Here is a 12,554-nt window from a genome sequence, read left to right on the forward strand (position 1 = left end):
GTCGTACTTGATGATGGAGGTTGGCACATGGACCTGGACAGCCAAATTGACGACCTGATTGAGGTCAGCCGGATCAGGATTTACCGCAGTAGCCCGCAACAGGCGGTGATCGTGTCCGATCTGAAAGCGGCCGACCGGCTGCTGTCCGGCTGGTCGAAGGCGGCGATCAGGAAAGCCGAATGCCACGTTCACGTCAAGTTCGAGGATGGCTTCGAGCTGGAAGGTAACTATCTTTTCGGTGGCAGGCGCCGCCAGCCGTCTCTGAGCCAATACCTGCGTGACGGCATGCGGCAAATCGCTACCCGCCACGGCCTGCATGCGGAGCTGGCGGGGCTGGGCGCCTTGCGGATTCCGGACTACGTGGCGAATCGAAAGCGCTTTGATTTGTACTCTTTCGATCCGCTGTAATCAGGCCGTGGCGTATTCCCTCACGTGCTCGATGAAGTCTTGCGCCGTCAGCGGCTTGGCGAAGTGGTAGCCTTGCGCCACGTGGCAACCCCAGCTCCGGATCATCGCCAGCGACTGTTCAGTTTCCACGCCTTCCGCCACCACTTCATAATCCAGCTCGCGCGCCAGCGCGATCAGTGAGCGCACGATGCGCTGGTCGCGCTCATTCGTGTGCACATGCCGGATCAGGGACTGATCCACTTTGATCACCGTGGCCGGCACCTTTTGCAGGTAGGCGAAGTTGCTGTAGCCGGTGCCGAAATCGTCCAGCGCCAGGCTCATGCCGAGATCGCGGATGCCTTGCAGTGTTTTCAGGACGGAGGCACTCTCCATCCACACGCCTTCTGTGCACTCGACTTCGACATAGCGCGGGGCCAGTCCGAATTCAGTGCAGGCGTTGGCCAGGCGTTCGACAATGTCCGGCTCCTCGAAATTGTGCGGCGAAAGGTTGAGCGCAATCTTAATGCGGTGACCCTGCTGGTGCCACTGCGCCGCCTGGCGGATCGCAGTGCGGATGACCCAATCGGTAAGCGGTTCGATCAACGCCGTCTTTTCGATCAGCGGAATGAATTCCGCCGGGGAGATGAACCCCAGTTCGGGATGCTGCCAGCGCAGCAGCGCTTCCGCTGACTGGCTGGCGCCGCTGCTGACATCGTGTTTGGGCTGGTACACCAGCTGGAAGGCATTATTGGCCAGGCTGTCTTCCACACTGTTCAACAGTTGGAAGGCGCGCTGCTGGTCGGCGTCCGCCTTGGTATCGTAGTCCGACCAGCGCTGGCGGGCGATCAGCGCCTGATTGACGGCCGCCGATGCCTTGCGCGGCGCGTCGGTGGACGAATCCGGACAGAGTTTGAAGGGCACAATGCCGCCGAAGCTGGCCAGATTGAGCGGCACGTTCAAGTCCAGCAGCGGTTCCTGCAGCGCCGCTTCCAGGCTGTGCACGAAATCGATAAAGCCGGCGGTGTCGCTATCCCTGGACAGTACGGCAAAGCGCGCATCGGTAATGTGATACACGTTGGCACGCTGGCGGAACAGCTGCGACAGTTTGCGTGCAACGCCGCGAATCAGGTCGTCATATACGGTCACGCCAAGCACGCTGGCGATTTCGAAAGCTTTGGCGGCATCCGGCATATCGATGTACAGCAGGACGCGCTCTTCGCCTCGCGCCGCCATGCCTTGCTCCTTCAGATCCTCTTCGAGCTGGAACTTATTGGACATGCCGCTCACCGCATCCACATGGCCCACCGCGCGGCGCAGTTCGATGTGCGAGGTGACCAGTGCCGCCAGTTCGCTCAGGCGCGCACGCTGTGCTTCATCCAGCTTGCGCGGTGCACGGTCGATCAGGCACAGCGCGCCGATTGCAAAGCCGTCGCGCGTGAGCATGGGGGCGCCGGCGTAGAAGCGGATCTTGTCCGGTCCTGTGACCATGGGATTGTCGCGGAAGCGGGCGTCCTTTTGCGTATCCTCGATCACCAGCACATCAGCGGCCTGGATCGTGTGCGTGCAAAAGGATTGCTCGCGCGAGTCGGTCGGCGTGAAGAAGCCCGATTTGGCCTTCAGCCATTGACGGTCACGGTCGATCAGCGAGATGAAGGCGCTGGACATGTCGAAGACGTCCATCGCCAGCCGCGCAATGCCATCGAAATACTCGCTGGTCTGGGTGTCCAGAATGCCAAGGTTTTCCAATGCTGCGATGCGCTGGGCCTCCATCAGGCAGCCTCCGCCAGCGGTACCGCGAGCAGGCCAGGCGCGGGCCTGGCGGAACGGCGCATAGAAGGTTGCCGCTCGGTCTTGAACACGCCGACGGCATGATTCAGATGGCCGGCCTGTTCGTGCAGCTTGTTCGCCGTGCCTTGCGCATGTTCGACCATGCGCGCGTTCTGCTGCGTCACCTGGTCCATCTGCGAGATGGCGCGGTTGACTTCTTCAATGCCCTGACGCTGTTCGTTGCTGGCGATGGTGATGTCGTTCACCATATGGGTAACCTGCTGCACGCTGGCGACGATGTCGCGCATCGTGCTGCCGGCTTGCTCGGCCAGCTGCGAGCCGCTGTGGATCTTGTCCACGGATTCTTCGATCAGCGTTTTCACTTCGCGGGCAGCCGTGGAACTGCGCTGGGCCAGATTGCGAACCTCGCTGGCCACTACCGCAAAGCCGCGGCCCTGTTCACCGGCGCGCGCTGCTTCCACTGCGGCGTTCAGCGCCAGGATATTGGTCTGGAAGGCGATACCGTCGATGACGCCGATGATTTCCACGATCTTGCGCGAGGACTCGTCAATGGCCGTCATGGTCTGCACCACTTCGCCCACAATCTCGCCGCCTTTGCCCGCGATGTCGGAAGCATTGATCGCCAGCGTATTGGCTTCGCGCGCGTTCTCGGCGTTCTGCTTGACGGTGGCCGTCAGTTCTTCCATTGCGGCGGCGGTTTCTTCCAGCGAGCTGGCCTGGTCTTCTGTGCGGCCGGAGAGGTCGGAGGTGTGCTCGGCGATATCGCTGCTGATCGTTTGCACGGCCACCGAGGCTTCCGATACTTCCGCCACGGTAGCGCGCAGATTGCGGTTCATGGACATCAATACGGCCATGATGCTGTCCTTGTCGCCCGCGCGCAGGGCCGCTTCGTGATACAGCTCGCCGCGGTCAATGGCGCTGGCCAGTGCAATCACTTCATTTGGTTCGGCGCCCAGTGCGCGGCGCAGATGGCGGGTGACGTAGATAGCGACAGCTGCGCCGACTGCCACGGCAACCACCAGCAGCGACAGCAGCAAGGTCTGGAAGTTGCGCGCGACGTGACGTGCCTCGGTGGACTCCTGCTCGGTGAACTGCTCCTGCAGGTCGATGAATCTATTGATGGCGGCCAGCCAGTCGATGAAGGCGGGCTTGGCGTCGGTCAGCATTAGCTGTCGCGCGCCATCAATATCGCCGCCTTTGCGAGCCGCGATGATTTTCGTGATCAGCGGCTGAGTGCGCGCTTCAACCGCTTTGATGGCGGCGAGATCGGCCTTTTCCTCGGCCTTCAGGTCGGCTTTGGGATCGGCAAACATGGCATCGAGCCTGGCGGCGGATTCCTGATAATCCTTGTCCAGCTTTTCGATCAGGGCGACTTCGGTAGCCAGCCGGTTGTCCGACTCCAGCGTGACGTCGCGCAAGGCAATGGCGCGGTCATGCACGCTGCCACGAAAGTTGATGGCGTATCGCTGCTTGACGTTGTTGACCTCACTGACGTGATTCAGGCTCATCTCAATCGAGTTGACCTTGGCGATGCTCAGAATACTCAGCACCAGCATCATGCCCAGAATCGCCGCAAAGCCGATACCCAGGCGGGCCGCCACGCTCATTTCCCTGCTATTTGTTCGCATGTTTAAGTTCCCAAGTCCGATGATGCAAAATTGCAATTAATCTTGCTTCTTAGGTAAATGGCGTTTCTTTTTATTATTTACAATTGATTTAAACAATGTGAGTGATAGGCAATAACTACTAACTGAACAACGGAGGTAATGTGCGGCTCATAGCTGGGTTTTCGATGTTGTTCTGGCTGTCAGGCAACCGTTTTCCCGCCTGCCAACGCACGTAGTATCGGGCAGTCTGCCTGAGGTCTCGACGCTAGCAAGACGCTGCTGCGTCTCTTCGCTCGATTCAGGAGGGCGTGATTAAGCGTGAGTTTTTTCTGTGCCCTGCCGTGTTACCTTCGCGTGCATGGAAAACGCGGCGTCGGCAATCAATATCCGGATCAAGTACCGTCTGGGCGAATATCTAAGCCTGATCCATTCGCATGCTTTGGCGGAGGTGGCGCGGCGGAAGGCTAAGCAAGGAAAGGCGATCGGGCGTATCGATTCGCTGCTTGCTCGCGGTGCCGTGTGGCTCTTTGGACCGCCCATTTTTGCGTTCAAGGTGCTGAAGGTGGGCGAGTGCAGTTTCGCGATTGACGAATCAGGGCTGGTGCGTCAATCGAAGACGGGTGAAATGGTGCTGCCCTGGTCAAGCGTAGTGGCGTTGCATGAGTACCCCGTAGGCTACATCATCATGAAGGCCAACGGTGGTTTGCCGATCCCATTTAGAGTGTTGACGACCGAGCAGCGGGAGCTCCTGGCGACCTACATCAAGCAGCAAGCGGGAATGACACTGTAAAGACGGCGCCGCCATTGACGCCGTTGCTGGCGTCGATGCGGCCGCCGTAGGCGTGGGCGATGGCTTGTGACAGCGACAGGCCGAGGCCGACGCCGGGCGTGCCGGAGGTGCGGGCGCTGGCCCCGCGGTAGAAGCGTTCGAACAGGCCGGGCAAATCTTCTGCGGTCACGCCCGCGCCCTGATCGGCCACCGACAGCATGGCGTTCTGCTGGTCGGCGAAAATGCGCACGGTCACCTCGCCGGCGCTGGGCGAGAATTTCAGGGCGTTGTCGAGCAGGTTGGTCAGCACCAGGGCGGCGGGGCCGTGCGCGACTTTGGCGACGACTTCGCTCGCCGCATCGACCGCAATACGAATCTGGTGCTCGCGCGCGATGGGCTCCATGCGGGTCACGGTTTCCGCCACCAGGGCGTTGAGGGAGACGGGTTCGATCGGGCTATGCTCCTGGCCCGCATCCAGACGCGCCAGCATCAGCAGCTCTTCCACCAGCATCGTCAGGCGTTCGACTTCTTCCAGGCTTGAGCGCAGCGCGTCGACGTAATCCTGGCTTTCGCGTGGACGGCGCAAGGTGATTTCAATCTCGGCACGCAGGCGAGACAGCGGCGAGCGCAGTTCGTGCGATGCATCGGCGGTGAAGCGGCGCTGCAGGTCGAAGGTGCGCTCCAGGCGCTCCAGCATGGCGTTCAGCGTGTCTACAAGGTGGCCGATCTCGTCGTCGGTGCCGGGATGGGGCAGGCGCTCGCTGAGGTTTGCGTCGCCGATGCGGTGGGCCTGATCAACGATATTGTCGATGGCGCGGAACGCCTTGCGCGTAAAGATCGCGCCGGCATAGCCCACGGCGATCAGCAGCGCGGTCGCAAGGCTGGCGAACAGCAGGGTTGAAGACTGCAGGATCTGGTTGACGTCATCCAGCGAGCCCGCAACCTGGATAACCAGCGCCTGGCCATTGACCACGATAGGCAAGGCCACCATGCGCAGCGGTTCTTCGCTGGTGTGCGGAAGTGTTTCGAACACCGTCTCGCCGGCGCCAAGCCGGTCGAGCAGCGGTTTCGGCGCAGGCAGCACTGCGGCGCCAAGGTTGGCGCTGCGGGCCAGCACCTTGCCCCTGGCGTCGATGATCTGCACCAGACGGTCCAGGCGGACCAGCGACGGTGGTGCGGTGCCGGCAGCCGCCTCATGGACACGGATCGGCTGGCCGTGCGCATCCGTCAGCGCGCCTGCTTCGATCTCGGCCAGTGCAAGCAAGGCCGCATCCAGCTGGCCTTCCACGGAGCGCGACAAAACCCACCAGCCTGCGAAAGCCGCGCAAGCCACAATGGCTACGACCGTCAGCAGGTGCACCAGCACCAGCCGTTGACGCAGGCTAATCATCGGCAGCCTCCGATGCGGACAGGCAGAAGCCGCGCCCGCGCACGGTCTGTATCAGGGCAGGGCAGCCGGGCGGATCGATCTTGCGGCGCAGGTTCTTCATGTGCACATCAATCAGATTGTCGATCGCAATCAGGTCCGCATGCCATACATGCTCGGCCAGCTCCAGGCGGCTGACGACCTGGCCCGGACGCCGCACCAGCAATTCCAGGATCGCGTATTCCTTCTGGGTGAGCGTCAACTCGGCGCCGGCGCGCGACACGGCGTGGCTTTGTGGATCGACCATCAGATCGGCAATCTGAATTTGCGGGGGATGGCGCTCGGCCCGGCGCAGCAAGGCGCGGATGCGCGCCAGCAGCTCGTCAAACACGAAAGGCTTGGTCAGGTAATCATCCGCGCCTTCATTCAGGCCTTCGATGCGGTCGCCGACGGCGTCGCGCGCCGTGAGCATCAGGATCGGCAGCTTGCTGCCGCGCGAGCGCCATTCCTGGCAAAGGGCGATGCCATCCCTGTCCGGCAGCATCCAGTCCAGGATGACCAGATCCGGTGCGCTCGCGGCCAGTGCGTCGGCTTGCGCCGCGTTGTGCGCGATCTGTACCTGGAAGCCTTCTTCTTCCAGGCCGCGCGCCAGCACCCGTGCCGCTTTTTCGTTGTCTTCGACCAGCAGGATTCTCATGGTGGCCGAGTATAGCACCGGCTTTTCGCAGCTTTCCTGAAGAAGAATTCAGGGAAGAAAACGCCTGTTTTCAGTAACATAACAATGAGACAGCTACTTCAAGACGGCCCACAGACGGCCCGCCCCATTGCGCCTGCGTAGCGCACTCACCCCATGACAAGACTCGCGCGCGACCGTGCCGATTGCGCTCGCGCGCGCGTGCCAGCAGCGGAGAAAAACGATGAAGAATAATCATGTCAAATATATTACGGCGGCCATTATCGGCGTTGGCGCGATAACGCTGGGCAGCCGCGGCATGCAGGTGCTGCATGCGAAAGAGTCTGCAAGCGAGCCTGTGCCGCCGCTGGTGCACAAAGGCGAGCAACTGCTCGTACCTGAGAAATCCCCGCTGCGCAAGGCGCTGGACGTGGTGCCAGTGGCCGGCGCGGACGTCTCGACCTCCTTCCTGTTGCCGGCCGTCGTGGAAGCTGATCCAGCGCGCCTGGTCAAGGTGCTGCCGCCGCTATCCGGCCGCATCGTCAGCCTGAACAAGCACCTGGGCGACGAAGTGAAAGTGGGCGATGTGCTGTTCACCATCGACTCGGCCGATCTTGCGCAGGCGAGCGCCGACGCAGGCAAGGCGCAGGCCGCGCTGTCGCTGGCCAGGCGCAATCTGGACCGCCAGTCGGAACTGGACCGCTCGGACATCGCCGCCAAGCGCGATCTGGATCAGGCGCGCAGCGATTACGAAGCCGCCAGCAGCGAAGCGGCCCGCGCGCAGGCGCGCCTGTCGCAGCTTGGCGCGGGCAAAGGCGCAGGCAGCGGCCACGCGCTCGCCGTGCGCTCGCCCTTTGCCGGCCGCGTGACCGATCTCTCGGCGGCTGCCGGCGCCTACTGGAATGACGCGACCGCACCCGTCATGACCGTCGCCGACCTGTCGCAAGTCTTCATCACCGCCAACGCGCAGGAAAAGGATCTGGGCGCTGTCTTCGCCGGCCAGAGCGCCAGCGTGAAGCTGGATGCCTATCCGGAAGCAGTGCAGGCCAAGGTCAGCTTCGTCGGCGAAATGCTCGACCCGGACACCCGCACCGTGAAGATCCGCATGGCCGTGGCTAACCGCGACGGCAAACTGAAGCCGGGCATGTTCGCGGAGGCCAGCCTGTTCGCTAAGCCGCACAACGGCATTCTCGTTCCCATGACGGCGGTGGTACAAAGCGGCTTCGATAGCCACATCTATGTTGAGTCCACGCCATGGACCTTTGCCGCGCGCACCGTCACGCTGGGCGCGCAGGCCGGCGACAATGTTGAAATTACCGGCGGCCTGAAAGCCGGCGAGCGCATCGTCATCAAGAACGGAGTGCTGCTGAATGATTGAGCGTCTCGTTACTCTCTGCTTCAACCGGCGCGGCATCGTCTCGCTGGTGTTCCTGCTGGTCGCGCTGTACGGCGGCTATTGCTGGACCCAGCTGCCGCTTGAAGCTTATCCCGATATTGCGGACACCACCTCCCAGGTCGTCACCCAGGTCAATGGCCTGGCGGCCGAGGAAGTGGAGCAGCAGATCACCATTCCGCTGGAACGCGAGATCATGGGCACGCCCGGCATGCACGTGATGCGTTCCAAGAGCACCTTCGGGCTGTCGCTGATTACCGTCGTTTTCGAGGATGGCGCGGAAGACTACTGGTCGCGCCAGCGCCTTCAGGAGCGTATCTCCGGCGTGACCTTGCCGTATGGCGCCCAGCCGACGCTGGACCCGCTCACATCGCCCGTCGGCGAAATCTTCCGCTACACCCTGGATTCGAAGACGCGCAGCCTGCGTGAGCTGTCCGAGCTTCAGCGCTGGAAGGTCATCCCGCGCCTGAAGCAGGTGGGCGGCGTGGTGGATGTGACCAACTTTGGCGGCGTGACTACCCAGTTCATGCTGGAATTCGATCCACTCAAGCTGTCGAAGTACAACCTGTCGCTGCCGCAGATCACGCAAGCCATCAGCGCCAACAACGCCAATGCAGGCGGCAGCGTGATGACGCGCGGCGAACAAGGTCTGGTAGTGCGCGGCGTTGGCCTGATCCGTAATCTGGATGATCTGGGCAATGTGGTGGTCACGCAGAAGAACGGCGTGCCGGTGCTGGTCAAGGATCTGGGCAAGGTGACGCTCGGCTATCAGGAACGCCACGGCATCCTGGGCCGCGACCATACGTCGGACACGGTGTCCGGCATCGTGCTGCTGCTGAAAGGGCAGAATCCGTCGCATGTGATCGCCGGTGTGCACGAGGCGGTGAAGGAGCTGAACGAGCACGTGCTGCCGAAAGATGTGCAGGTGGTGCCTTACCTGGACCGCAGCGGCCTGGTGGACGCCACCGTGCATACGGTCGGCAAGACGCTGATCGAAGGCGTGGTGCTGGTGACCATCGTGCTGGTGCTGTTCCTCGGCAGCCCGCGCGCAGCGCTGATTGCGGCGGTAACGATTCCCGCTTCGCTGCTGGTGGCCTTCATCCTCATGCGCCATTTCCATATTCCGGCTAACCTGCTGTCGCTGGGCGCCATCGACTTCGGTATCATCGTTGACGGCGCGATCTTCGTGCTGGAGAACATCCTGCGCCGCCGCGAAGAACAGAGTGAAGGCCTGATGTCGGGCGAAGATGCGATGAAGGCCACCATCCAGGTGATGCGCCCGACCGTGTTCGGCATGGTCGTCATCATGCTGGCCTACCTGCCGCTGTTCGCCTTCCAGCGCATCGAGTACAAGCTGTTCTCTCCGATGGCCTTTGCAGTCGGCTTTGCGCTGCTGGGCGCATTGCTGATGACGATGACGCTGGTGCCAGGTCTTGCGTTCTGGGCCTTCCACAAGCCACGCAAGATCTTCCACAACAGGCTGCTGGACTGGATGATGCCGCGCTACGACAGCCTGCTGCAAAAGCTGGTTGGCCGCTCCGGCGCCGTGATCGGCATCGCCGTCGCCACGCTGGCCGGCGTCGTCTTCCTTGGCGCCACCATTGGCCGTGACTTCCTGCCGACGCTGGACGAAGGCTCGATCTGGTTGCAGGTCACGCTGCCGCCAGGGATCTCATTGGAAAAAGCGGGCAAGATGGCGGATGCGCTACGCGAAGCGACTCTGAAGGAGCCGCAGGTCGCACACGTGGTGACGCAGCTGGGCCGCAACGATGAGGGCACCGACCCGTTCACGCCTTCGCACATCGAAACCGCCGTGGCCTTGCATCCATATGCTGAATGGCCGTCCGGCATGAGCAAGCAGGACTTGATCGACAAGCTATCGGCGCGGTTCAAGGAACTGCCGGGCACCGACGTTGGCTTCTCGCAGCCCATGATCGATGGCGTGCTGGATAAGCTGGCCGGCGCACACAGCGACCTGGTAGTGAAAGTGTACGGTAACGACTTCCGCGAAACGCGCCAGGTTGCCACCTCCGTGGTCAATCTGCTGAAGACTGTGCCCGGCGCGGAGGACGTGATACTGGACCAGGAACCCCCACTGCCGCAGCTGCGCATCGACGTCGACCGCAATGCCGCGGCACGCCTCGGCATCAATGTGGCGGATGTGATGGCGCTGATCGAAACCGGCATCGGCGGCGCGCCTGTCACGCAAATGTATGTGGATGATCGCAGCTACAACGTGGTCACGCGCTTTGCAGGCGCCACGCGCAACGATCCGGCCGCCATCGGCAACCTGGTGCTGACTGCCGCCAACGGCGCCCACGTGGCGCTGGCCCAGGTGGCGAAGATCCACTTTGCCGAAGGTGAAACGACGATCACGCGCGAGATGAGCCTGCGCCACCTGACCGTGCGTACCAACCTGCGTGGCCGCGACCTGTCATCCTTCCTGGAAGACGCGCAGGGCCGCATCGAGCATGAGATCACTTACGACCACGCGCGCTATCGCATCGTATGGGGCGGCCAGTTCGAGAACCAGCAGCGCGCGGTGGCACGTCTGGCTGCCATCGTTCCGGGCGCGCTGCTGCTGATGTTCGTGCTGCTGTTCGCCGAATTCGGCAACCTGCGCCAGCCTGGCCTGATCCTGCTGGCGGTGCCGCTGTCACTGCTGGGCGGTCTGCTGGCTCTGCATCTGCGCGGCATGACGTTCAACGTGTCGTCAGCGGTGGGCTTCATTGCGCTGTTTGGCGTGGCGGTGCTGAATGCGGTCGTGATGCTGGCGAACCTGAACCGCTGGCGCAAGAAATCCGGCTTGCCGCTGCGCGAAGCGGTGATTGGCGGTGCGCGTGAACGTCTGCGTGCAGTGCTGACCACCGCCACTGTTGCGGCGCTGGGTCTGGTGCCTGCCGCTCTGGCGCATGGCCTGGGCAGCGACGTACAGCGTCCGCTGGCGACCGTGGTGGTGGGTGGGCTGGTGACGGCCACCGCGCTGACGCTGGTGCTGCTGCCGGCCATGTACTACCTGGTGGAAGACCGTGTCGCCCGCCGCAGGGCCGAAGCCAAGGTCGCCCTGGCTGAAGTGGAAGGAGAAAAACCATGATCGCAATTCGTGTGATGTCCGCAGCGGTGGCGCTGGCTCTGGCTGGTTGCGCCGTGGGACCTGACTTCAACCGTCCGGAGGCGCCTGCTGGCGCGCGCTATGCGTCTGAGACGCCGGCGCAGACCGTATCCTCGGCCAGTGCGGCGGGCGTGTCGCAACGCTTTGACGACACGCTGTCCGTGCAGGCGCAATGGTGGACGTTGTTTGGTTCCGATGCGCTGAACCAGCTGGTGGCCGATGCTTTGAAGGCCAACCCGGATTTGCAGGCGGCGGAAGCGGCCTTGCGCGTGGCGCAGGAATCCACCGCTGCGCAGCGTGGCAGCTTCTGGCCGACCGTGGATCTGCAATATCAGCCGACGCGCCAGCGCGTAGCAGATCCGCTGTCCAGTCCAACGGCGTCCGGGACCAATCTGTACACGCTGCATACGGCGCAGCTGAATATTGGCTATGTTCCCGACGTCTTCGGCGGCACGCGCCGCCAGGTGGAAGCCTCGGCCGCGCAGGCTGAAGTAGCGCAATTCCAGCGCCATGCAGCCTGGCTGACGCTGACATCCAATATCGTCGCTGCGGCCATTCAGCAGGCCGCGTTGCAGGCGCAGTTGCAGGCGACACGCGATTTGATTGGCCTGGCGCGCGACCAGCTTGACGTGATTGCGCGCCAGCGCCAGGCAGGCCAGCTTGGCGCGGCCGATGTCGCGGCGCAGGAAGCAGCGCTGGCGCAGCTGGAGGCCGGTGTGCCGGGGCTGGAGAAGCAGTTGTCACAGCAGAAGCATGCCCTGGCCGCGCTGACCGGGCGCTTCCCGGATGCGGAGATCGCGCCGCTGCAGCTGGATGCACTTAAGCTGCCGGACGAACTGCCACTGAGCCTGCCCGCGCAGCTGATTGAGCAGCGTCCGGATATTCGCGCCGCGGAGGCGCAGCTGCACGCGGCCAGTGCGCAGATTGGCGTGGCAACCGCCGCGCGTCTGCCGAATATCTCCTTGACGGCGGCCCTGGGCAGTTCCGCGCTGACCGCTGGCACGCTGTTCAAGTCCGGCACTGGCGAGTGGGGCATCGGCGCCGACCTGGTGCAGCCGATCTTCCGCGGCGGCGCCTTACGTCATCAGCAACGGGCGGCAGAAGCGGCTTACGATCAGGCGGCGGCGCAATACCGCGCGACCGTGCTGACTGCGTTCCAGAACGTGGCCGATACGCTGTCCGCGATTCAGTCTGATGCGCAGGGCCTGCGTGCTGCTGCGGCAGCCGAGCAGGCAGCGCGCCGGAGCCTGCAGATCGCGCGAAAACAGCAGCAGGTTGGCATGGCCGGCCGTCCGGCAGTGCTGCTGGCGCAGCAGGCCTACCAGCAGAGCGTGATCGCTTTGTCGCAAGCCCGTGCGGCGCGCTACGCGGACACGGTGGCGCTGTATCAGGCGCTGGGTGGTGGCTGGTGGCTTGAGGGCCAGGCCAGCACGCTGCCTGGTCGCTGACGGTGACGCGG

General features: G+C 63.1%; 9 protein-coding genes. 5 read left to right on the forward strand and 4 right to left on the reverse strand.

Annotated elements, in window-relative coordinates:
- Window positions 1-27 precede the first annotated feature (27 nt).
- Window positions 28-408, forward strand: a complete 381-nt coding sequence (locus tag AB4Z19_RS22090) for a hypothetical protein (RefSeq protein ID WP_442025016.1) — start codon at window positions 28-30, stop codon at window positions 406-408.
- On the opposite strand, the gene AB4Z19_RS22095 is transcribed toward AB4Z19_RS22090, so the two are convergent.
- Both AB4Z19_RS22095 and AB4Z19_RS22100 read right to left on the reverse strand, forming a co-directional pair.
- Window positions 409-2,157 carry a sensor domain-containing phosphodiesterase gene (locus AB4Z19_RS22095; protein ID WP_442036004.1) on the reverse strand — a complete coding sequence of 583 codons (1,749 nt, stop codon included), beginning with the start codon at window positions 2,155-2,157 and terminating at the stop codon, window positions 409-411. It abuts the gene before it with no gap.
- Complete coding sequence (locus AB4Z19_RS22100; protein ID WP_442036006.1) at window positions 2,157-3,803, reverse strand: methyl-accepting chemotaxis protein; 1,647 nt, start codon at window positions 3,801-3,803, stop codon at window positions 2,157-2,159. The genes AB4Z19_RS22095 and AB4Z19_RS22100 overlap by 1 nt, the downstream gene beginning before the upstream one ends.
- 337 nt (window positions 3,804-4,140) lie before the next feature.
- Between AB4Z19_RS22100 and AB4Z19_RS22105 the strand changes: the two genes are divergently transcribed.
- Window positions 4,141-4,572: a YcxB family protein gene (locus tag AB4Z19_RS22105; RefSeq protein ID WP_442025012.1), complete on the forward strand. Its 432-nt coding sequence runs from the start codon at window positions 4,141-4,143 to the stop codon at window positions 4,570-4,572.
- Here the strand turns inward: AB4Z19_RS22105 and AB4Z19_RS22110 are convergent.
- On the reverse strand, window positions 4,544-5,941 hold the full coding sequence (locus tag AB4Z19_RS22110) for a sensor histidine kinase (protein WP_442025010.1): 1,398 nt from the start codon (window positions 5,939-5,941) through the stop codon (window positions 4,544-4,546). The genes AB4Z19_RS22105 and AB4Z19_RS22110 overlap by 29 nt on opposite strands.
- A complete protein-coding gene (locus AB4Z19_RS22115; RefSeq protein ID WP_442025008.1) occupies window positions 5,934-6,614 on the reverse strand; it encodes a response regulator transcription factor in 681 nt (226 codons plus the stop codon). The genes AB4Z19_RS22110 and AB4Z19_RS22115 overlap by 8 nt, the downstream gene beginning before the upstream one ends.
- Before the next feature lie 220 nt (window positions 6,615-6,834).
- Here AB4Z19_RS22115 and AB4Z19_RS22120 point away from each other — a divergent pair, with 220 nt between their 5' ends.
- The 3 genes from AB4Z19_RS22120 to AB4Z19_RS22130 are packed head-to-tail and all read left to right on the forward strand — an operon-like array spanning window position 6,835 to window position 12,543.
- On the forward strand, window positions 6,835-7,968 hold the full coding sequence (locus tag AB4Z19_RS22120; RefSeq protein ID WP_442036008.1) for an efflux RND transporter periplasmic adaptor subunit: 1,134 nt from the start codon (window positions 6,835-6,837) through the stop codon (window positions 7,966-7,968).
- Window positions 7,961-11,077, forward strand: a complete 3,117-nt coding sequence (locus AB4Z19_RS22125) for an efflux RND transporter permease subunit (protein WP_442036010.1) — start codon at window positions 7,961-7,963, stop codon at window positions 11,075-11,077. The genes AB4Z19_RS22120 and AB4Z19_RS22125 overlap by 8 nt, the downstream gene beginning before the upstream one ends.
- Entirely contained in the window at window positions 11,074-12,543 is a 1,470-nt protein-coding gene (locus tag AB4Z19_RS22130) for an efflux transporter outer membrane subunit (protein ID WP_442025307.1), read from the forward strand. Before AB4Z19_RS22125 ends, AB4Z19_RS22130 begins: the two co-directional genes overlap by 4 nt.
- Window positions 12,544-12,554 lie beyond the last annotated feature (11 nt).

It is taken from the genome of Pseudoduganella sp. RAF19, from assembly GCF_052114165.1.
Classification (GTDB): Bacteria; Pseudomonadota; Gammaproteobacteria; order Burkholderiales; family Burkholderiaceae_D; genus Rugamonas.